Here is a 20635-nt window from a genome sequence, read left to right as displayed (position 1 = left end):
GCTATTATAACGAATAAGGATCCCGCGCCCATATGATCGCCATGCCCCTCCACCGTGCGCTGTTAAAAAATTTCCTGGGATACGCGCCAGACTGGTACAAACTGACTATTTTTGGTTTCTTGCTGATTAATCCGCTGCTGTTTTATTTTGTCAGTCCGTTTTGGGCTGGTTGGTTATTGGTCGTGGAGTTTATTTTTACGCTCGGCATGGCGCTGAAATGTTATCCGCTACAGCCTGGTGGTCTACTGGCGTTACAGGCAATACTCATCGGCATGACCAGCCCACAGCAGGTGTGGCATGAAGTCACAGGGAATATTGAAGTTCTCATGCTGTTGGTGTTTATGGTGGCAGGCATCTACTTCATGAAGCAACTGCTGCTTTTTGTGTTTACCAAACTGCTGCTGCGCATCCATTCTAAATCCCTGCTCTCACTCGCCTTTTGCATGGCGGCTGCGTTTCTCTCCGCCTTTTTAGACGCATTGACTGTGATTGCAGTCATCATCAGCGTCGCTATCGGGTTTTATGGTATTTACCACCGTTTCGCCTCTCAGCAAGGTGAAGACGAGGCCGATATCAGCGATGACAGCACGTTAAACGGCGAGGAGCATCATCGTACGCTGGACCAATTCCGTGCATTTCTACGTAGTCTGATGATGCATGCAGGCGTCGGTACGGCACTGGGCGGGGTGATGACGATGGTCGGCGAACCTCAGAATCTGATTATTGCGAAAAGCGCAGGCTGGGATTTCGTCGACTTTTTTCTACGCATGTCACCGGTAACCGTGCCCGTCTTTATTTGCGGCATCCTGACCTGCGTGCTGGTCGAACGCTTCAAGCTATTCGGTTATGGGGTAAACCTGCCGGACAACGTGCGCCGCGTACTTGAGGATTACGATCGGGACATGACAGAAAAACGCACGCAGCAGGATAAAGTGCGTTTACTCGTGCAGGCAGTGATTGGCGTCTGGCTCATTATCGCGCTGGCGTTTCATTTGGCTGAGGTCGGATTGATTGGCCTCTCCGTGATTATTATGGCCACAACGTTCTGCGGCGTGACCGAAGAACACGCTATCGGTAAAGCATTTCAAGATGCTATGCCGTTTACCGCACTGCTGACGGTCTTTTTTGCCATCGTCGCCGTCATTATCGATCAGCAACTGTTCTCACCGATTATCCATTACGTCCTGCAATCTTCTGATAGTGCCCAACTGACACAATTTTATCTGTTCAATGGCCTGCTATCGTCGATATCAGATAACGTATTTGTTGGATCGGTGTATATCAACGAAGCGCGTAATGCGTTTGAGAGCGGCAAAATATCCTTACCCCAATTTGAGCTACTCGCCGTGGCGATTAATACTGGCACTAATCTGCCTTCCGTGGCCACACCAAATGGGCAAGCCGCGTTTCTATTTCTGCTGACATCCTCGCTAGCTCCGCTTATCCGTCTGTCTTATGGGCGCATGGTGATCATGGCACTGCCTTACACCATTGTGATGACGCTGGTCGGGTTGCTTTGCGTTGAGTTCACGCTGGTGCCGTTCACCGATTTTTTGATGAATAATCACTGGATTTCTTTGCCAAATTTGACCATATCGGGCAGTCACGCATAATCACGATCGTGTATAGTAATCTCGGTGGCGACAATTTCTGTCTTGATGGCTTTATCAACACATATTTCGCCGCCGTAAAATGATAGAAAAGCATCAAATAAACATATCGTTACGTTTTGCACAGTGAAATGATGGCAGTGAAGCCAGAACGGTTTACACTGCTGCTTTTATCATGTTTAGCATGGAATATTTTTATGTTGCGATTTCTTAATCGTTGCTCACGCGGACGTGGTGCGTGGCTGCTGCTGGCGTTTACTGCTTTAGCATTGGAATTGACTGCACTCTATTTTCAGCACGTTATGTTATTAAAACCCTGCGTACTGTGTATCTATCAGCGCAGTGCTCTATGGGGAGTATTCGCGGCAGGTATTGTCGGTGCCATTGCGCCGTCAAGTCTACTGCGTTATCCAGCCATCGCACTGTGGATATACAGTTCCTATGAAGGGATTAGACTGGCTTGGAAACACACCGATATTTTGTTGAATCCGTCGCCTTTTACCACCTGCGATTTCTTTGTCAGCTTCCCATCATGGCTGCCTTTAGACAAATGGCTCCCGGCCATTTTCAATGCGACCGGTGATTGTTCAGAGCGTCAGTGGTCATTCCTCTCGATGGAAATGCCACAATGGCTGCTTGGCATCTTCGCCGCTTATCTGTTGATTGCTGTGCTGGTGTTGATCGCTCAACCTTTCCGTCCGAAGCGACGCGACCTCTTCAGCCGCTAAAGAATAGACCTAAAAGCCCGACGATAACGTCGTCGGGCTTCTGGTGACTGTTTCTACGCTTCACAGGCTTGTGCCAACCCTCACTGCTGTGGTCTGTAGATATCGCGATAATGGCCTAATCGTTCGTTGAAAAAAGGTCTCTTTTCCTGCGGAATTCTTCGTGATATTTCATCTGCGTCGATCTTTTTTTCCTGACTTTCCATAAAAGCAATTGTGGAGGCAGCAAAGTCGGTGTACTGCTCGCTGTACTCAAGAATGATTTTCTCAAAGTTAATCACATGCTCTCCCTCCTGCTGGTTTGACTGCTCTAAAATTATACAACACGCTAGCAATAACACAGGGAAGCCCTCCGCCGCAGCCACTCGACTTCTGCCGAAAAGAAGAAAAACACATTAATTTCTAGCAAAATTTCGAATGAAATATGGGATATGGACTTAAAAAACAATAAATTAACATCATTAATGAAACATTGTGATACTGGTTACAGTTTTACAATTCAATGCCTGCAATCCCTACCGATTTATCGCTATCAATAGTGTAAATTCACGACCAGAACCTAAAGATATGAAGAAGAAATACTCCATTCATTACAGTATAATCACTTAAAATTACTGTGGTTTTTCACAAGGAAGAAGTCTGTAATGAAATATCTCTTTGCCATTATTCCACTGATGTTGACATCGTGTACAACAGCAAGCGAGCTCCAATCTGAATGCGAAAAGCGGTACGTTCGCCTCAGCGATATGGCTACCTGTCTGGATTACTCAATAAAAGAAGAGCCCATACTCTCTTCAACACCTTGGCTGAAGCTTTATGTCTTAAACGCAAAATTGCTGGGGCAGAAAGTGGACAAGGGGGAACTAAAGGATCTGGAGGCGAGGATTGAATTGCAGAATCAGTACATCGCATACAAACAACAAGAAGCTGAGGCTGACGAAGCTCGCTATCAACAGTCACAAAAAAATCAGTTGGTACAACAAGAGATTGACAGGAATCAGCAGTCTATAGACAGAGCAAAAATCATAAACTATAAAATCGCCGCACAGTAAGGCTACGACTAAATACAGCACAACAGCAGCACGTCACCGTGGCGTCTACCCCCACATCACGGTGACCTATCTTTAATTTACAGCCTTACCTAGCCCATCCCGGTTTGTTCAGTATGTGATCCTGCCAGTCCATCACCTCACTTTCGCGCACGGCGATATGACGGACTGAGATACGCTCACGGTGCATTTCTGTTTTGGTTCCGCAAACCAGCGGATGCCACTGCGGTAAATCCTCACGTTCATGAACCAGACGATAAGCACAGGTCGCCGGCAGCCAGTTAAACGTCAGCAGATTTTCACGCGTCAGCTTGATGCAGTCCGGTTCGTATTCGAAACGTTTCTCATAGTTACGGCACTGACAGCTTTTAATATTGAGTTGATTACAGGCGACGTTGGTAAAGTAGATCTCCTCCGTATCCTCATCAATCAGTTTATGCAAACAGCACTGACCGCAGCCATCGCACAGCGACTCCCATTCATCGTCAGACATCTCAGACAACGTTTTTTGCTGCCAAAAAGGGCGTTCAGTCATGTTTATTCCTGTTGTAGATCGATAGCGTTGTAAAAAAAGATGCGTGATTCTGGCAGGCACTGCGGGGATGTTTTGCTGCCCGTCGTTCAATACGGGCAGCCAGAGCGTTAGATAATACGGGTGCTCAGCGTCCGGTCATTTACCGTAATCGTCAGCATATCGCCTGACAGGATCGGACCGACTCCTTTTGGCGTACCCGTTAAAATAATATCGCCCGCGCGCAGCGTAAAGAAACGGCTCATGTAGGCAATCAGCGGCAGAATCGACGTAATCATATCACGCGTGTTGCCCTGCTGGCGTACTTCATCATTCACTTTTACACCCAGTTCGGTTTGCTGCGGATCGCCAAACTCAGCAACCGGAATAAAACCGGAGATCGGGCAGGAACCGTCAAAGGCTTTGGCTTTTTCCCACGGCTGGCCTGCTTTTTTGAATTCGGACTGCAAATCACGCAGCGTCAAATCCAACGCCACGCCATAACCCGCGATGGCTCGGGCAACGCGTTCTTCATTCGCCTGCTTTAATGGCGTACCGATCAGCACCGCCAGCTCGACTTCGTGGTGAACCGAGCCCAGATTTTTAGGAATAGCGACGGGTTGACGTAAATCACACAGTGCGGTTTCAGGCTTGATGAATAAAACTGGCTCGCTCGGGGTCGCACTTCCCATTTCTTTGATGTGTTCTGAGTAGTTGCTCCCGACGCAAACGACTTTATTTACTGGGAAATCAAGCAGCGCGCCCTGCCAGTCTCTGTGTTGATACATGGGTATTCTCCTGCCCTGTCTGTTGGATTATCACTGCTTTCATGGCACAGAACTCGCCAAAATGGAAAACAGCTATATAAAAACACGATGGTGCAAAACCATCGTTATATCATCGCAACAGGGGTTATCCCAACAGATTTCAGGAGAGCCAGGCTAGCGATCGTGCGATCTGAAGAAGACGCCATAACCTATCAAAAATGGAAACAATTAAATTACGACGGGCTAAAACTCGAAAGATGAATATTTATCGCGCGGAATATCATGTAAACGGTCGAGATATTCCACACCAAATTATGTTTGCGGCTTTATCTGAAAGTACGTCTTGGTATTATTTTTTTACACTTACATCGGCGTGGTTAATAAGCTCTCAACCGGAGGTGGAACTTGCAGATAAAAACCCTGTTCCTGAAGCGCCAGTTTCACTTTTTCTATATCGGCATTCGCCAGTTTTTTACGTCCATTCAACGGTAAAACCATGGCTAACTGCGGCGCGCCAAAACTTTTCATTAATTCTTCAGGCACGCGTGAGAAATCGTCTTTTTTTTCAACATAAAGATAGGTCTGATCGCGTTTCACACTTCGATAGATCACACAAAACATTTTTTTTACTCTATTTGATGGGAATGCCATCTTGCCTGTATATAATTGTGACTATAACATGCTTATAGCGCTCTGGAATATCATGCCTTAGATGTTACTCTAGGGATTAAAAGATGCTGAAACTGAGTCCGGATAGATGTCACAAATGCCAATAGAGCTAAAAGGCAGCAGCTTTACCTTATCGGTTGTTCATTTGCATGATTCCCAACCCGAGGTAATTTACCAGGCACTACAGGAAAAAATAGAGCAAGCGCCTGCTTTCCTGAAAAATGCCCCCGTTGTCATTAATGTTGCTGCATTAACAGCGGAAACCGACTGGATAAAATTGCAGCAGGCCATTTCGTCTACCGGCCTGCATGTCGTCGGTGTCAGCGGATGTACCGATGACGCATTAAAGAAAATCATTGCGCAGGCAGGGCTTCCCCTCCTGAGCGAAGGTAAAGCACAACGCCGGGTAGTCGAGCCCGTCGCCGCCGTTCCTGCTGCGGTGAAAACGCAAATCATCGACACCCCCGTTCGCTCCGGCCAACAGATTTACGCCCGGAACTGTGACTTAATCGTCACAAGCAACGTCAGCGCAGGGGCAGAGGTGATTGCCGATGGCAATATTCATATTTACGGCATGATGCGCGGCCGAGCCCTTGCAGGCGTTTCTGGTGATGTTCAGAGCCAGATATTCTGTACGCATCTGGCCGCAGAACTGGTCTCTATCGCAGGTCGTTACTGGCTAAGCGATCAGGTACCGGAAGCGTATTTTGGGCAGCCAGCACGGATCAACCTGAACCAGCTGGACAATGTTTTAACGATAAAACCTCTAGACTAGAATCTCCCAAGGAAACATTTATGGCACGCATCATTGTTGTTACATCGGGTAAAGGGGGCGTTGGCAAGACCACATCAAGCGCGGCCATTGCTACCGGTTTAGCCCAGAAAGGAAAAAAGACCGTTGTCATCGATTTTGACATTGGTCTGCGTAACCTTGACTTGATCATGGGGTGTGAGCGTCGCGTGGTCTATGACTTCGTGAACGTTATTCAGGGTGATGCCACGCTAAATCAGGCGCTGATCAAAGATAAGAGAACGGATAATCTCTACATTCTGCCAGCATCACAAACGCGTGATAAAGATGCGTTAACGTATGAAGGCGTTGAAAAAATACTCAACGACCTGGGCGATATGAACTTCGATTTTATCGTGTGTGATTCACCAGCCGGGATTGAAACGGGTGCGTTGATGGCGCTCTATTTTGCTGACGAAGCGATTATCACCACCAACCCGGAAGTCTCTTCCGTTCGCGACTCCGACCGTATTCTGGGCATTTTGTCCTCAAAATCACGTCGCGCGGAGCGTTCTGAAGATCCAATCAAAGAGCATTTGCTGTTGACGCGTTACAACCCAGGCAGGGTGAACCGTGGCGACATGCTGAGTATGGAAGACGTTCTTGAGATCCTGCGGATCCCGCTGATTGGCGTTATTCCTGAAGATCAATCCGTACTCCGCGCCTCTAACCAAGGCGAACCAGTGATTCTGGATGCTGAAGCCGACGCGGGTAAAGCCTACTCGGATACCGTTGAACGCTTGCTTGGCGAAGAGCGTCCTTTCCGTTTTATTGAAGAAGAGAAGAAGGGTTTCCTTAAACGACTTTTTGGGGGATAAATTATGGCTTTACTGGACTTCTTTCTGTCCCGCAAAAAAACGACAGCCAATATTGCCAAGGAACGGCTGCAAATTATTGTCGCGGAGCGACGCCGGGGTGATAACGAACCCCATTATCTGCCGCAATTAAAGCGAGACATTCTTGAGGTTATCTGTAGATATGTACAGATTGATCCTGAGATGGTAACGGTTCAACTTGAGCAAAAAGGAGATGATATTTCCGTGCTTGAGTTGAACGTTACATTACCGGAAGCGGAAGAAACGCCTAAATGATTTTTCTGCTTTAGTATCCCCTGCTTTTACGCAGGGGATATCTATTCCCGTCATACTTCAAGTTGCATGTGCGTTGGCTGCGTTCACTCACCCGAATCACTTACTTGTGTAAGCTCATCGGGATTCCTTCTCTTGCCGCCTTCCTGAAACTCGAATTATTTAGGGTATATTCGTCATACTTCAAATTGCGTGCGTTTCACTTCACAATATAACTGTATATTTAGCCAGTTATTTTTTCTTGCTTTGTTTTTTCGCCGTATTCTCGTCACCCTATTTGCTGCTTTTATAATTGAATCATCGCAACAAATAAGGTGAATGGAGAGCACTCGTTTACCGGTGATTAATAGCCCTGCACAATTTCACGCAGTTCGTCGCCATATAACTGGCCGCGCCAGCCGGACAACATTTCCGGCATACCAGCATCTTGCCTGCTTAATTTCCAGTGCCAGTTCAGCAGGCGATTAATTTGGCGACGAGATGCCAATAACTCGGCGGATAATCCACTCTGTTCACTCGCACGCTGTACCAGCGCTTTGATGTCTTTAAACGCTTTCTTATAGCCCGGATGGTCGATCAAATTAATCACTGGCGGTGGGCAATCTGCGTCAGTAATACCGTCCGTCTGTGCAACACAGTCCAGCAGCGTTTTGCCGTGATAGCGGATCTCCGGGCCACTCAGCCCCAGTGAACCCAGTTCTCCCAGCGAAGAAGGCAGACAGCGCGCTACCTGCAAGAGGTTCTCTTCACGTACGACAAAATTCACCGCACTGTCCCGCTCACGCGCTTTGCGCAAGCGCCACTCAGCCAGGCGCTGAAGACAAGCCAGATTTCGGCCACGTAGCTGCCAGGCATTGCCAAATTCACGATAGGCCAGCGCCGGTGCTAAAATATCCTGTTTACGCTGACAAAGCAGGAGACATTCGTCCAGCGCGGCGTTCATCCACCCTGCGGTTTCCGTATCCGCCACCAGTTGAATGGCCATCGGCAGCAGGTAGAACACATCGGCGGCCGCGTAGTCACACTGCTTTTCGCTTAGCGGTCGGGCAAGCCAGTCCGTTCTCGACTCGCTTTTATCCAGCGACACGCCCATGTAGTCGGCCACCAGCGCAGCGAAACCATAAGAAAGCGGTTTGCCTAAAAATGCGGCCAGAATCTGTGTGTCAATGAAAGGCGTCGGCAATGTTCCAAACGTATTGAGAAACACTTCCAGATCTTCGCTGCCTGCATGCAGGAATTTAGTGACCTCTTCGTCACGCAGTAACGCCTGAAAAGGTGCCCAATCTGTAATCGTTAACGGGTCGATAAGTGAAAGCTGTTCGCCGTCATACAATTGAATCAACCCTAATTGCGGGTAATAAGTACGGGTTCTGACGAACTCCGTGTCCAATGCCACCTGCGGAAAGCGTCGCGCCTGAGAGCAAACCTGTTGTAACCCGATGTCGGAAGTGATCAACTGATAATTCAAAACGTCATTCTCTTGGTTGTTTTTACTTTACGGTTCTGAGTAAAATCCGTATCGCTATAAAAAAGAACGCCGGATAAACCGGCGTGAAAACATCATATCGCGTCCTGCCTCTCTCTGGCAGTCGTTTTTCGCGGAAAATCGTCAGGCAGCAGCGTCTTTCTTTGCCTTCTTATCGTCACGTAATTCACGACGCAGAATTTTTCCGACGTTGGATTTTGGCAGATCCTCACAGAATTCGATCTCTTTCGGCACTTTATAGCCCGTAAGATTACGACGACAGTGCGTAATGAGTTCCTCTTTTGTTAACGAGTTATCACGCCTGACCACAAAGGCTTTTACCGCCTCACCGGAAACCTCATTTTCGACCCCAATCACCGCCGACTCGGATACCTTGGGATGACGGCTGATCACGTCTTCAATCTCCGTCGGGTAGACGTTAAAACCGGAAACCAGAATCATATCTTTCTTACGGTCGATCACTCGCAGGAATCCTTCATCATCAGCCGTGACAATGTCACCTGTCGCCAACCAACCGTCTTTTAACACGTCATCCGTGGCGGCAGGCTGCTGCCAGTACCCTAACATCACCTGCGGTCCGCGTACCCACAGTTCACCGGATTCGCCCGGCCCAACGTCGTTGCCGTTATCGTCAATGATTCTGACATCCGTTGAGGCCACTGGCAGCCCGATACTGCCGCTGTAATGTTTGAGATCGTAGGGATTCACGGCCACCAAGGGGGAGCTTTCTGTTAACCCGTATCCCTCAAGCAGATGTTTACCCGTTAGCTTCTCCCAACGTTCCGCGACTGCCCGTTGCACCGACGCGCCTCCGCCAACGGATAATCGCAGTGTCGAGAAATCAAGCTCATGGAATTCTTTATTATTTAACAACGCATTAAACAGCGTATTGACGCCCGTAATCGCAGTAAAAGGATACTGTTTCAGTTCTTTTACCACCGCAGGAATATCTCGAGGATTGGTGATCAACAGATTCTGCCCGCCCAGTTCAAAGAACAGCAGACAGTTAGCCGTCAAAGCAAAAATATGGTACAGCGGCAACGCCGTTACCACCCATTCATTCCCTTCCTTCAACACCGGGCCATAAGCCGCAAGACACTGTGCCACATTCGCCTGCATATTGCGGTGCGTGAGCATGGCGCCTTTCGCCACGCCCGTCGTGCCGCCGGTATATTGCAGAAAGGCGAGATCGCTATTGATGATATCAGGCCGAACGTACTGCTGACGTCGCCCTTCCTGTAACACGCGACGAAACGAGATTGCATCAGGCAAATGATATTTGGGCACCAGTCGCTTAATGTATTTCACGACGAAGTTAACCAGAGTGCCTTTTGCCGTGGATAGCTGGTCGCCCATGCGGGTCAAGATAACGTGCTCCACCGCCGTGTTATGAACGACTTTTTCCAGCGTATGTGCAAAGTTAGACACAATAACAATGGTGCTGGCTCCGCTATCTTTTAGCTGGTGTTCCAGTTCCCGTGGCGTATACAGCGGGTTAACGTTGACGACCACCATACCCGCACGCAGCACACCAAACAGCGCAACAGGGTATTGCAGCAGATTGGGCATCATCAGCGCCACGCGATCGCCTTTCTGCAATTTAAGCTGATTTTGCAAATAGGCCGCAAACGCCCGGCTCCGCTCTTCCAACTTGCGAAACGTCATCACCTCACCCATGTTGATGAATGCAGGTCGATCGGCGTAACGCTTTACGTTATTTTCAAACATGTCAATCAACGACGAATAGCGATCCGGGTCAATTTCCGCCGGTACGTCCGCCGGATAGCGAGATAACCAAATTTTTTCCAAGACGTCACTCCCGAGATATTTTTTTAGTGGCATCGTCGTCGCCCTCAAAGGCATATTGTTATTAACATTATTTTAACTCAGCTTACCAGTTAGCTAACAAACAATGTGAAGGTTGCGAGAACGATCACTAATTTATTCTTTATTCAAAAAAAATCAGGCGACCTGCGTCGCCTGATCTCTTTATGTCGAACAAAATAATTTTAGAGCCTACCCCATAGGGCGTTATTGGCGCAGTCAGTTTGGACACGGACAGCGCGGAAAAACCGGAGCGTACACGTAGTACGTGAGGATTATTCGCTACGCTCACCCTGCGGGCCGCCCCAAGTGGCGTTCAAACGCAATTGCGTTTGTTTGAGCACTGCCCTAGTTCAAAATGACAAGTAAAATAGCCCTATTCTTATTCTGTCACGATATTCTCAATCCGTGCAGGACTAGGCCAACCGCCGTCAAATCCCCATCCAGGGCCCCAGCCGTAACCGTAACCCGCGCGCCATCCCCACGGACCATAGCCATAACCACCGGGCGGCACCATCAGACGCTGCACGACATTCCAGCGTTTGTAGCCTTGTGCGTCGATCACGACATAGCGATAAGGTTTATCACCAATAGCACCCTGTTCAGTGCCGACAATGGGCCCTACAACCGTCACCAGTTGGTCTTTAAAATCGACAGGTTCCAGAAAGCGATTTACATAGGCAATAAAGCGCCCTTCTGACGGCATATCCAGCCGCGGTTTCGCACCGCTATCCAGCGGCATGCTGGCTATCTCAAGGCGCGTTTTATTCGCTTCATTACGGATGCTAACCACCCGTCCGCCAAAGCGGGATTCCTGACCGACATAAATTTGCGGCGCATTCATTACACGAACGAGATCGTCCTGCGGCATTGGCGATGTGCCTTTGATGGCATCCGGCACCGTGACACAGCCTGAAAGTAGCAGCACTGTCGCAGCCACCATACAGAGGCGGGCTTTTTTCTGTCTCAGATTTTTCATGTGCATACTTTTCATCTGTACGCTTTTTATCTGTACAAGCATGGCACACCCCCCTCTTCAGATATCTGATCGTTAGACTGCTCAGTATCGAATAAGTTGCTGTTTATTGCCGTTATATACCCCAAATAATTCGAGTTGCAGGAAGGCGGCAAGAGAGGGAATCCCGATGAGCTTACTCAGGTAAGTGATTCGGGTGAGTAAACGCAGCCAACGCACATGCAGCTTGAAGTATTACCGGTATACATCACGCAAAATGTGCGTTTTACCTATTCGCGGCCGGGCAGTTTTTTCCAGGTCACTTCATTACGCAGATAACGCGGTTGCGCATTCTCGACGCTGACCGCTTTCCCTGCCTGCCATAGCTGACAGGCCAGCGGTAACATGTCCTGCGCCTGTGGCAACAGCACGCCCCCCTTCGCTAAAATCAGGGAGGAATGATTGACCAGTTCAGGGTAGGTTTCCCACCCGGTTCCTACCGTGGCCCATTCGCCTGACAGCGCGGCAGTTAACGCCTGCACCTGTTCAGGTTTCAATACGGCTTCTTCGGATTCCCCCTGCCAGCCGCCGTTAGCATCACGCTGATAACAACCCCAGTACACTTCTCCCATCCGCGCATCAATGGCAGCCAGCACTTGCGTCGCCTGCATCAGGCGGAAAGCGCCCTGCGCCATGGTCGCCAGTGACGATACGCCGAGTAGCGGTAGATCCGCACCCAGCGCCAGCCCTTGCGCAATACCAATACCAATCCGCACACCGGTAAAACTTCCTGGCCCCTGACCAAAGGCCAACGCATCAAGATCCTTGAGCGTCAGGCCGCTGTCGGCCAGCACCTGCTGAACCATCGGCAGGATACGTTGCGTGTGTTCACGGGGACAAATTTCGAACAGAGAATGAATTTCACCTTCATTCCAGAGTGCAACGGAACAGGCTTCCGTTGCGGTATCAAGCGCTAGAATTCGCGTAGACATGCCAACCTCAGGCAGGATAAATAAATCTTAATAACCCGTATCATAGCATAAGCCCCTGTCGTGCCGCAGCCCTTCCCACCATCGGTTAGGCCATACGGCAATCGTCAACGGAGATTAGGTGTTACGCGTCAGGAAAGTAATCGCTTGCTGAATATCGCGGGTACGCGGTGTCGGCGGCAAGCTGTTAAGGAACACGGCACCGTACGGACGCATCACCAGTCGATTATCGCAAATCACAATCACACCGCGATCGTCGACATCACGAATGAGGCGACCCACGCCTTGTTTCAGGGTAATCACCGCATCGGGAACCTGCACATCGTCGAACGGCTCACCGCCGCGCAGACGACAATCCTCAATGCGTGCCTTCAGCAGCGGATCGTCCGGTGAGGTAAACGGCAGTTTATCGATAATGACGCAGGAGAGCGTATCACCGCGCACATCCACGCCTTCCCAGAAGCTGCTGGTCGCCACCAGCAAGGCATTACCCGCCGAGACAAACTGTGACAACAGTTGCGCCTTGCCGGTTTCCCCTTGTAACAGCACCGGTAGCGTCAGCGTGGCGCGGAACTCTGCAGCTAAATCGCGCATCATCTGATTCGAGGTACACAGCATAAAACAGCGTCCCTGATTCGCTTCAATCAACGGTCGCAGCATCGCCGCCAGCTTTTTCGCCGCACCGGGACGATTAGTTTCCGGCAGGTTACGAGGGACGCAGAGCAGTGCCTGATTGGCATAGTCAAACGGGCTCGGCAAGAGGAGCGTCTTTGCGTTATCCAACCCCAGCCTATCGGTGAAGTGGAAGAGTTGATCGTTAACAGACAGCGTTGCGGAGGTAAACACCCAGGCCGCGGGCTTCTCCTTGATCAGTTCGCGAAAGCGATCGGCGACGGACAATGGCGTCAGTGCCAATACGAAATGACGCGAATTGCATTCGTACCAGTAGCTGTAGCCCGGCTGTTGAACCTCTTTCAGTCGTTTCAGCCGGTTGCGATAAAGTGTTGCACGTTCAAAGGCAATATCCAGCAGCGCAGAACGGCCGAGTGACAGTTTCGCGACGTCGTAACACAGCTCCAGAGCATCATCCAGCAGCAGCAGCGCACGTTGAAGCGACGGCTGTTCAAGCACATCGCGGAGATTGCCGCGAAACCCCGGGTCGCCCAGCGCCAGCCGGAAGTCCTGCGTACTCTGCGTCAGACGATCGGCACTTTTTTGTAGTTGAGAGGCATCACGTACTTCGGTGCGGTAGGCAATGATGATATCTTTTGCCAAATCCAGCAGTTGGCGGCTGGAAAGCTGTTGGCCAAAATATTGGCTGGCGATATCGGGAATCTGGTGGGCTTCATCGAAAATAACGACATCACTTTCCGGGATCAGCTCGGCGAACCCCGTCTCCTTCACCACCATGTCCGCCAGATAAAGATGATGATTGACCACCACGATATCGGCATCCATCGCTTTGCGCCGCGCCTTCACTACGAAGCATTCTTTATAATGCGGACAGTCGCTGCCCAGACAGTTATCGTTGGTGCTGGTCACTAATGGCCAGATCGCGCTATCTTCGGCCACGCCTGCACAGGTCGTGACATCGCCTTCCGTTGTTTCCGACGACCAGCCGCGCAGCCTGACCAGTTCGCTCAGCGTTTCACCGGGCAAATCACCGCCTCCTAGCGACTGCTGTTCAAGCCGTTCCAGACAGAGATAGTTCGAGCGGCCTTTCAACAGCGCTAATTTGCCTTTGTACTTCAACGCCTGCGCAATCGTCGGTAAGTCACGACTATAGAGCTGATCCTGTAGCGCTTTCGACCCAGTTGAAATGATGACTTTTTTATCTGAACGCAAAGCAGGCGCAAGGTAAGCATAGGTTTTACCCGTTCCGGTTCCTGCTTCCACCACCAGCGCCGTTTTGTCGTCAATGGCCCGCATGACGGCCTGCGCCATCTGCCGCTGTGGTTCACGAGGCTTGAAGCCCGTGATCGCTTTCGCCAGCGCGCCGTCATTAGCAAAATCATCGATTACCCGATCGTTCGTCACGCCAGCTCTCTTTATCAAAGGAATTATTTAGAGTAAATCTATAAGCCTCTAGCCGTTTCAGGCCGCGGCAAAAATATCGCGCTGATTATGCCAAGAGTCACTCGCCGCTACCACCCTAAATCAGGAACCCGTGCCGACAGCTACTGTGTTAGGCTTGGCGATTCGCTTTTATTACGTTAGGAGAAATTTCACCCATGGCGATCACACGCATTAATCCTGAAGCACGCTGGTCAGACGCTGTCATCCACAACAACACGCTCTATTACACCAGCGTGCCGGAGAATTTGGATGACGACGCTCAATCGCAGACGGAAAACGCGCTGAGCACGATAGATGCAGTCCTAAAACAGGCGGGAACGGATAAGAGCACGCTGCTGGACGTGACGATTTTTCTCGCCGACGCCGATGATTTTGCTGCGATGAACGCCGCGTGGGATGCTTGGGTCGTGGCTGGCAGCGCGCCCGTACGCTGTACCGTGCAGGCGAAGTTGATGCATCCGAAATTTAAAGTCGAAATAAAAGCAATAGCGGCGGTATAAACCATAACCCCTTATGTACATATACCTGCCTATGCCCTAAATAATTCGAGTTTCAGGACAAAACGTTAACGGCTTGAACAACGCAAAGCGTTGGCCCGTTAGGGCGAGCATTTAAGTGCGACCAACGCCCATGCAACTTGAAGTTACACAGGTATAGAGGAAGCGCGCTTACTGCTCTTCCTCTTCCTCACCATCGTCAAAATGATATTCATCATCGCTGTCATTAATCATGTCGTCATCGTCAAACATCATCGCGACGTTGCCACCCGTATGGTTTTCGCGAATTTCCGCCGCGACGAGCGCGATAGCCTGTCCACTGCTCATGCCCTCAGACATCAACTCCTGAATGCGCTCTACGGCATCTTGCTGCTGTTTGTGTGTCAGCGCGGGCATACCTGCAATCATGATAATTTCCTGTTTGATCAATTCGCCGTATCATCGCATGCCCGCTTCGGCATACACCAGCATTTCTGCTTTGTGGTACGCTGTGGTCAGTAAAATTGCTGCCATAGTAGACACAACACGAAAAACATGACTGCCGCCAATACGACTCACGTCACTCATACAAGAGATTCTGCAAACGATTCGGCCACCGCGACAGGCTCCGCCGTTCTCTATCACGCGCTGCCTTACTACCCGAACGTATTGTTCGATCGCTTTGCGCCCTTTTCTCAACAGCCGTGGGCTATGTTGCTGCATTCGGGGTTTGCCGATCATCCGCACAATCGCTTCGATGTCATGGTCGCTGACCCGCGAGTCACGCTATGCACGCGGGGGGGCAAGACGGAAATCACAAGTGACGGCGTAACGAATACAGTAGAGAGCGATCCATTTACTCTGCTGCAGCAACAGTTGGATGCATTGGCGCTACCCACCGAAACCCACCTTGATTTCCCTTTTCAGGGGGGCGCACTTGGCCTGTTCGGCTACGATTTGGGGCGTCAGATTGAAACGTTGCCCACACAGGCAGAACAGGATATCGACCTGCCAGACATGGCGATTGGATTATACGACTGGGCGCTGATTGCCGATCATCACCGGCAAACACTAACGCTGATCGTACATCATTCTCTTCAGGCGCGACTTGACTGGTTAGCCAACCCGCCCGTTAACACGACGAAAGTCGGTTTCAACCTCACCAGCGACTGGCAACCGAATATGTCACGCGACGCATACGGTGAAAAATTCTGCAAAATACAGGACTATCTTCTGGCGGGCGATTGCTATCAGGTCAATCTGGCGCAGCGTTTTTCTGCCGCTTATGCGGGCGATGAATGGCAGGCGTTTGTACAACTGTCCGCAGGAAATAAAGCGCCCTTTTCTGCCTTCCTGCGCCTGCCGGAAAATACGGTAATCAGCGTGTCGCCGGAACGCTTTCTCTGGCTGGAAAACAATCACATTCAAACGCGCCCGATTAAAGGGACATTACCGCGCCTCGCAGACCCGGATGCTGATAAACAGCAGGCAGTACGGCTCGCAAGTTCCGAGAAAGATCGCTCTGAAAACCTGATGATTGTCGATCTACTGCGCAACGATATTGGCCGCGTCGCGGTTCCGGGCAGCGTTCGTGTACCTGAGTTGTTCGTCGTCGAACCTTTTCCCGCGGTACATCATCTAGTCAGTACGATTGAAGCACAGCTACCGGAAGATTGCCCTGCCACCACACTGCTACGCGCCTGTTTCCCCGGAGGATCGATTACCGGCGCACCAAAAATCCGTGCTATGCAGATTATTGAAGAACTAGAGCCTCAGCGCCGCAATGCTTACTGCGGCAGCCTCGGTTACATTAGCCTGTGTGGAACCATGGACACTAACATCACCATCAGGACGTTATTAACCGAACACGGCAGAATTTACTGCTGGGCGGGTGGCGGCATCGTCGCCGATAGCCAGGAACAGGCTGAATATCAGGAAACGTTTGATAAAGTGGGCCGCATTCTCCCCCTACTGGAGGATTCCCAAATAACTCAGGTACCGAGTAAATGAGTGAGATCGCCTTGCCGCCAACGGCGTTTGCGCTGAACGACTTTATTACGCGCTTTCAGTTACAGCTTCCACCGTCGCTACGGCCGGTTCATCAACAACGTCAGGCTGCGGTTCTGGTGCCGATTATTTGTCATCCTACGCCCACGCTATTATTGACCCGACGTTCTGCCGATCTCCGTAAGCATGCCGGACAAGTCGCGTTCCCCGGCGGCGCGGCAGACAAAACGGATCGTTCAATCATAGAAACGGCGCTGCGTGAAGCGCAGGAGGAAGTGGCTATCCCACCGGAGAATGTACAGGTGTTGGGCGTGCTACCGCCGTTGGATAGCGTTAGCGGCTTTCAAGTCACGCCCGTCGTCGGGCTGATCGCCGCACAGACACGCTTTCACCCCAATGAAGATGAAGTCGCCGAACTGTTTGAAATGCCGCTGGATGAGGCTTTCGCATTGACGCGCTATTATCCGCTGGATATTGAGCGTAAACAGCAACGGCACCGGGTTTATCTCTCCTGGTATCAGCAGCAGTTTGTCTGGGGACTGACTGCCGCCATCATCCACCAGCTTGCTTTACAGATTTCCGACAGGCCCTAAGTACAAAGCCGCACTCTGCGGCTTTTGCTCGGCACTTCTTTTCTCTCACTAATTATCATCACCTTCAATGCAGCCTTGCCGAACAAAAACCATTCAGATAGATAATTTACAATGACTTAGGTCATATTTGAGATAAGTTAAATTATGCATTGGCATAAGTTTATTTCATGCGAAAAAGAAAGTCTTACAACATATTCCACACTAAAATAGCGCGATTTGACGAGTTTTATTCTAATCTTTGGGTATATACCCACTACAATTCAGGCCATGTCTCGCCAGAATCAGAATCGCCAGGTAGTTTGCAGCAATGACTCTACATAATTCGAGTTTCAGGGCAATACGTTAGCGTTGGCTCTTTAGGGCGAGGCTCATCTTGAAGTGCGACGAGTATAACTATCTGATGGTGATGAAGACGCTGGAAGCAGGCAGCCAGAGAGTAGTGGGTACGATCCTGAGTCTTTGAGGAGTTTCGCGTGATAAGCGTTTTCGACATGTTTAAGATCGGTATTGGCCCCTCTAGCTCTCATACGGTTGGACCGATGAAAGCCGGTAAGCAATTTGTCGATGAATTGATCAATCAGAATTTACTGACTGCGACCACGCGTATTGCCGTCGATGTTTATGGCTCTCTGTCGCTGACGGGTAAAGGCCACCATACGGATATCGCTATCATCATGGGTCTGGCGGGCAACATGCCGGATACCGTTGATATTGATGCGATTCCCGGATTTATCCGTGATGTTGAGCAACGCCAACGCCTGCTGCTGGCTAACGGGCAGCATGAGGTCGATTTCCCACGCGAAGGCGGCATGGTTTTCCGCAGCGAGAATCTGCCACTGCACGAAAACGGCATGACGATCACCGCCTTTGCCAGCAATAAAGAAATTTATAGTAAAACCTATTACTCCATCGGCGGTGGCTTCATCGTTGATGCAGAGAATTTTGGCAAAGATGCCACTACCGATGTCTCCGTTCCCTATACATTCAATTCCGCCAAAGAGATATTGGATCACTGCAAGCAGAGTGGTCTGTCACTTTCCGGGATGGTCATGCGGAACGAGCTGGCGCTACACAGTCGTCAGGATATTGACGCCTATTTTGCTGATATCTGGCAGACGATGCGTGCCTGTATCGATCGCGGTATAAATACCGAAGGCGTTTTGCCCGGCCCGCTGCGCGTTCCACGCCGTGCCTCTGCGCTGCGTCGTATACTGGTGTCTTCCGATAAGCTGTCCAACGACCCGATGAACGTAGTGGACTGGGTTAATATGTTCGCGCTAGCGGTAAATGAAGAAAACGCCGCTGGGGGCCGAGTGGTGACGGCACCAACAAACGGCGCGTGCGGCATCGTCCCAGCTGTCCTCGCCTATTATGATCACTTCATCGAGCCGGTTAGTCCGACCATTTATATTCGTTATTTCCTCGCCGCGGGCGCAGTGGGCATTCTGTATAAAATGAACGCCTCCATCTCCGGTGCCGAAGTGGGCTGTCAGGGTGAAGTGGGCGTAGCCTGCTCCATGGCAGCAGCGGGACTGGCAGAGCTAATGGGTGCTAGCCCGGAACAAGTTTGCGTCGCCGCCGAGATCGGTATGGAACACAATCTGGGCTTAACCTGCGATCCGGTTGCGGGTCAAGTACAGGTTCCGTGTATTGAACGTAACGCGATTGCTTCCGTTAAGGCAATTAATGCTGCTAGGATGGCCATCCGCCGTACCAGTGAAGCACGCGTATCGCTGGATAAGGTGATTGAAACCATGTATGAGACAGGTAAAGACATGAATGCCAAATACCGTGAAACCTCACGGGGCGGATTGGCGATCAAAGTGCAGTGTGATTAAAAGTACTCGGCGATCGAACAGGAGGCGGGGTATCCCCGCCATCCTTTCCCACATCTTCTGGCTATCTCTGAAAATTCAATTTATTTAATAAAGCCGTCTTAATCTTAAAGAGCTAAGCGCTATTTGTCGTAATAGGCAGATATTCAATGATTAAACATTCAGTTTCCTGTTAACAATTTTTCCCACGGGTCATAAGCGGGCGATAACCATGGCTTGGGACGTAAAGAATCAGATAGAAAGTCACGTAAAAGTTGCACTTTAAGGGGCAATAGGATGCGTGTGGGGTAAAGGGCATGTATTTCCAGTGTTTGCGCTTGCCATTCTGGGATAATTTCGACTAATTTCCCTTTTATAATATCACTGTGTACCAGAAAATCTGGTTGCAAGATTATCCCTTGGCTTTCAATCGCGAGAAGTCGGCATGTTGCGCCGCTATTAACATTGAGACGCGGATGGGTGCTAACCTTTACCTGTTCTCTTTTTTCCTTGCAGAATAACCATTCGTTGCCACTGGCGTTATAACTATAAGCAATGACTACATGTTTATCTAAGTCTGTCGGGTGTGTTGGTGTCCCCCGTAAGCGAAGGTATTCGGGTGAGGCGCACAATATCAGACGCGTTGTTGCCAACAGAGAGGATACCAGCGTTGAATCAGGTAAATTGCCGATGCGAACCACTAAATCGTAGCCTTCTTCCACTGGATCGACGTTACGATCAGAAAGAACAATATCAAGCTCAACTTTCGGGTTTCTATCCATAAACTGTGCCCATAGTGGAGTCAATTGAAGTACACCGAAATCCTGCGGTACACCGATTCGCAAACGCCCATGAGCTTGATTGGCGCGTGCACAAACTTGATTTTCAGCCTCCTCGATAACCGATAACACCTCTTTACAGCGCTGGTAATAAGTCTCGCCTTCACTCGTCAAAGAAATGCGTCGAGTGGTGCGGTGGAGTAACCTCACACCCAAAAACTTTTCAAGTTCAATAACTTGTCGTGACACTGCCGGTTTAGAAAACCCGGTACTTTCCATCGCTTTGACAAAACTTCCTGCCTTAACTACCGCAACAAAGGTCGTCATCGCCTGCAATTTATCCATAGTCTCCTCCAAAGAGACAATATATCTATTTACCCCTTATTTATCATTATCAGCATTACTAATAAAGTGTCGTTGATACTTT

Annotated in this window: 21 protein-coding genes; 10 read left to right on the top strand and 11 right to left on the bottom strand. The window is 50.0% G+C overall.

The window, feature by feature from the left end; genetic code table 11:
* The first annotated feature begins 32 nt into the window (after positions 1-32).
* Together nhaB and dsbB are read left to right on the top strand one after the other, a co-directional pair.
* Positions 33-1613 carry a sodium/proton antiporter NhaB gene (nhaB, locus tag DCX48_02020; protein QXE13390.1) on the top strand — a complete coding sequence of 527 codons (1581 nt, stop codon included), beginning with the start codon at positions 33-35 and terminating at the stop codon, positions 1611-1613.
* Positions 1614-1807: 194 nt separating this feature from the next.
* Positions 1808-2338, top strand: a complete 531-nt coding sequence (gene dsbB / locus DCX48_02015) for a disulfide bond formation protein DsbB (GenBank protein ID QXE13389.1) — start codon at positions 1808-1810, stop codon at positions 2336-2338.
* An 80-nt stretch (positions 2339-2418) separates the two neighbouring features.
* Here dsbB and DCX48_02010 read toward each other — a convergent pair whose 3' ends face one another.
* Positions 2419-2616 carry a DNA polymerase III subunit theta gene (locus DCX48_02010; GenBank protein QXE17122.1) on the bottom strand — a complete coding sequence of 66 codons (198 nt, stop codon included), beginning with the start codon at positions 2614-2616 and terminating at the stop codon, positions 2419-2421.
* Between the two features lie 363 nt (positions 2617-2979).
* Here DCX48_02010 and DCX48_02005 point away from each other — a divergent pair, with 363 nt between their 5' ends.
* The gene (locus tag DCX48_02005; GenBank protein ID QXE13388.1) at positions 2980-3387 is read left to right on the top strand and encodes a hypothetical protein; all 408 of its coding nucleotides are present in this window, start codon (positions 2980-2982) and stop codon (positions 3385-3387) included.
* Between the two features lie 85 nt (positions 3388-3472).
* Here DCX48_02005 and DCX48_02000 read toward each other — a convergent pair whose 3' ends face one another.
* From DCX48_02000 to DCX48_01990, 3 genes are all read right to left on the bottom strand, one after another.
* Complete coding sequence (locus DCX48_02000; protein QXE13387.1) at positions 3473-3919, bottom strand: YcgN family cysteine cluster protein; 447 nt, start codon at positions 3917-3919, stop codon at positions 3473-3475.
* Positions 3920-4026: 107 nt separating this feature from the next.
* Positions 4027-4683: a fumarylacetoacetate hydrolase family protein gene (locus DCX48_01995; GenBank protein QXE13386.1), complete on the bottom strand. Its 657-nt coding sequence runs from the start codon at positions 4681-4683 to the stop codon at positions 4027-4029.
* Between the two features lie 342 nt (positions 4684-5025).
* Positions 5026-5283 carry a hypothetical protein gene (locus tag DCX48_01990; protein ID QXE17121.1) on the bottom strand — a complete coding sequence of 86 codons (258 nt, stop codon included), beginning with the start codon at positions 5281-5283 and terminating at the stop codon, positions 5026-5028.
* Positions 5284-5419: 136 nt separating this feature from the next.
* Here DCX48_01990 and minC point away from each other — a divergent pair, with 136 nt between their 5' ends.
* Genes minC through minE form a run of 3 tightly spaced genes read left to right on the top strand, consistent with a single transcriptional unit; the run spans position 5420 to position 7212 of the window.
* Positions 5420-6106 carry a septum site-determining protein MinC gene (gene minC, locus DCX48_01985; protein ID QXE13385.1) on the top strand — a complete coding sequence of 229 codons (687 nt, stop codon included), beginning with the start codon at positions 5420-5422 and terminating at the stop codon, positions 6104-6106.
* Between the two features lie 20 nt (positions 6107-6126).
* Entirely contained in the window at positions 6127-6939 is an 813-nt protein-coding gene (gene minD / locus DCX48_01980; protein QXE13384.1) for a septum site-determining protein MinD, read from the top strand.
* Positions 6940-6942: 3 nt separating this feature from the next.
* Entirely contained in the window at positions 6943-7212 is a 270-nt protein-coding gene (gene minE, locus DCX48_01975; GenBank protein ID QXE13383.1) for a cell division topological specificity factor MinE, read from the top strand.
* A gap of 340 nt (positions 7213-7552) precedes the next feature.
* Here the strand turns inward: minE and DCX48_01970 are convergent, their stop codons facing one another.
* The 5 genes from DCX48_01970 to DCX48_01950 form a co-directional block, all read right to left on the bottom strand.
* Complete coding sequence (locus tag DCX48_01970) at positions 7553-8677, bottom strand: ribonuclease D (protein QXE13382.1); 1125 nt, start codon at positions 8675-8677, stop codon at positions 7553-7555.
* A gap of 141 nt (positions 8678-8818) precedes the next feature.
* Entirely contained in the window at positions 8819-10504 is a 1686-nt protein-coding gene (fadD, locus tag DCX48_01965) for a long-chain-fatty-acid--CoA ligase FadD (GenBank protein ID QXE13381.1), read from the bottom strand.
* A gap of 397 nt (positions 10505-10901) precedes the next feature.
* Positions 10902-11540 carry a Slp family lipoprotein gene (locus DCX48_01960; GenBank protein QXE13380.1) on the bottom strand — a complete coding sequence of 213 codons (639 nt, stop codon included), beginning with the start codon at positions 11538-11540 and terminating at the stop codon, positions 10902-10904.
* A 224-nt stretch (positions 11541-11764) separates the two neighbouring features.
* On the bottom strand, positions 11765-12466 hold the full coding sequence (gene tsaB, locus DCX48_01955; protein QXE13379.1) for a tRNA (adenosine(37)-N6)-threonylcarbamoyltransferase complex dimerization subunit type 1 TsaB: 702 nt from the start codon (positions 12464-12466) through the stop codon (positions 11765-11767).
* 114 nt (positions 12467-12580) lie between these two features.
* Complete coding sequence (locus tag DCX48_01950; GenBank protein QXE13378.1) at positions 12581-14500, bottom strand: ATP-dependent DNA helicase; 1920 nt, start codon at positions 14498-14500, stop codon at positions 12581-12583.
* 194 nt (positions 14501-14694) lie between these two features.
* On the opposite strand from DCX48_01950, the gene DCX48_01945 reads away from it, so the two are divergent.
* Positions 14695-15039 carry a RidA family protein gene (locus DCX48_01945; protein QXE13377.1) on the top strand — a complete coding sequence of 115 codons (345 nt, stop codon included), beginning with the start codon at positions 14695-14697 and terminating at the stop codon, positions 15037-15039.
* A gap of 168 nt (positions 15040-15207) precedes the next feature.
* On the opposite strand, the gene DCX48_01940 is transcribed toward DCX48_01945, so the two are convergent.
* Positions 15208-15444, bottom strand: coding sequence for a YoaH family protein (locus DCX48_01940; protein ID QXE13376.1), 237 nt, complete (start codon positions 15442-15444; stop codon positions 15208-15210).
* Between the two features lie 126 nt (positions 15445-15570).
* Here DCX48_01940 and pabB point away from each other — a divergent pair, with 126 nt between their 5' ends.
* The 3 genes from pabB (at position 15571) to DCX48_01925 (ending at position 19453) form a co-directional block, all read left to right on the top strand.
* Positions 15571-17025, top strand: a complete 1455-nt coding sequence (pabB, locus tag DCX48_01935) for an aminodeoxychorismate synthase component 1 (GenBank protein ID QXE13375.1) — start codon at positions 15571-15573, stop codon at positions 17023-17025.
* A complete protein-coding gene (locus DCX48_01930; GenBank protein ID QXE13374.1) occupies positions 17022-17615 on the top strand; it encodes a CoA pyrophosphatase in 594 nt (197 codons plus the stop codon). Before pabB ends, DCX48_01930 begins: the two co-directional genes overlap by 4 nt.
* 473 nt (positions 17616-18088) lie before the next feature.
* Positions 18089-19453, top strand: coding sequence for an L-serine ammonia-lyase (locus DCX48_01925; GenBank protein QXE13373.1), 1365 nt, complete (start codon positions 18089-18091; stop codon positions 19451-19453).
* 158 nt (positions 19454-19611) lie between these two features.
* On the opposite strand, the gene DCX48_01920 is transcribed toward DCX48_01925, so the two are convergent.
* Complete coding sequence (locus DCX48_01920) at positions 19612-20553, bottom strand: LysR family transcriptional regulator (GenBank protein ID QXE13372.1); 942 nt, start codon at positions 20551-20553, stop codon at positions 19612-19614.
* Between the last annotated feature and the right edge of the window lie 82 nt (positions 20554-20635).

Source organism: Pectobacterium atrosepticum, from assembly GCA_019056595.1.
GTDB lineage: Bacteria > Pseudomonadota > Gammaproteobacteria > Enterobacterales > Enterobacteriaceae > Pectobacterium > Pectobacterium atrosepticum.
The sequence above is the reverse complement of the archived record's forward strand: the minus strand, read 5'-3'. Positions and strand labels throughout refer to the sequence as shown.

What these genes read in the sequence shown, in the direction of transcription:
- minD (QXE13384.1), top strand. Translation starts at nt 6,127, where the DNA reads ATGGCACGCATCATTGTTGTTACATCGGGTAAAGGGGGCGTTGGCAAG.
- DCX48_01995 (QXE13386.1), bottom strand. Translation starts at nt 4,683, where the DNA reads ATGTATCAACACAGAGACTGGCAGGGCGCGCTGCTTGATTTCCCAGTA.
- DCX48_01990 (QXE17121.1), bottom strand. Translation starts at nt 5,283, where the DNA reads ATGTTTTGTGTGATCTATCGAAGTGTGAAACGCGATCAGACCTATCTT.
- nhaB (QXE13390.1), top strand. Translation starts at nt 33, where the DNA reads ATGATCGCCATGCCCCTCCACCGTGCGCTGTTAAAAAATTTCCTGGGA.
- minE (QXE13383.1), top strand. Translation starts at nt 6,943, where the DNA reads ATGGCTTTACTGGACTTCTTTCTGTCCCGCAAAAAAACGACAGCCAAT.
- DCX48_01920 (QXE13372.1), bottom strand. Translation starts at nt 20,553, where the DNA reads ATGGATAAATTGCAGGCGATGACGACCTTTGTTGCGGTAGTTAAGGCA.
- DCX48_01960 (QXE13380.1), bottom strand. Translation starts at nt 11,540, where the DNA reads ATGCTTGTACAGATAAAAAGCGTACAGATGAAAAGTATGCACATGAAA.
- tsaB (QXE13379.1), bottom strand. Translation starts at nt 12,466, where the DNA reads ATGTCTACGCGAATTCTAGCGCTTGATACCGCAACGGAAGCCTGTTCC.
- DCX48_01930 (QXE13374.1), top strand. Translation starts at nt 17,022, where the DNA reads ATGAGTGAGATCGCCTTGCCGCCAACGGCGTTTGCGCTGAACGACTTT.
- DCX48_02005 (QXE13388.1), top strand. Translation starts at nt 2,980, where the DNA reads ATGAAATATCTCTTTGCCATTATTCCACTGATGTTGACATCGTGTACA.
- DCX48_01940 (QXE13376.1), bottom strand. Translation starts at nt 15,444, where the DNA reads ATGATTGCAGGTATGCCCGCGCTGACACACAAACAGCAGCAAGATGCC.
- pabB (QXE13375.1), top strand. Translation starts at nt 15,571, where the DNA reads ATGACTGCCGCCAATACGACTCACGTCACTCATACAAGAGATTCTGCA.
- DCX48_01945 (QXE13377.1), top strand. Translation starts at nt 14,695, where the DNA reads ATGGCGATCACACGCATTAATCCTGAAGCACGCTGGTCAGACGCTGTC.
- DCX48_02000 (QXE13387.1), bottom strand. Translation starts at nt 3,919, where the DNA reads ATGACTGAACGCCCTTTTTGGCAGCAAAAAACGTTGTCTGAGATGTCT.
- dsbB (QXE13389.1), top strand. Translation starts at nt 1,808, where the DNA reads ATGTTGCGATTTCTTAATCGTTGCTCACGCGGACGTGGTGCGTGGCTG.
- minC (QXE13385.1), top strand. Translation starts at nt 5,420, where the DNA reads ATGTCACAAATGCCAATAGAGCTAAAAGGCAGCAGCTTTACCTTATCG.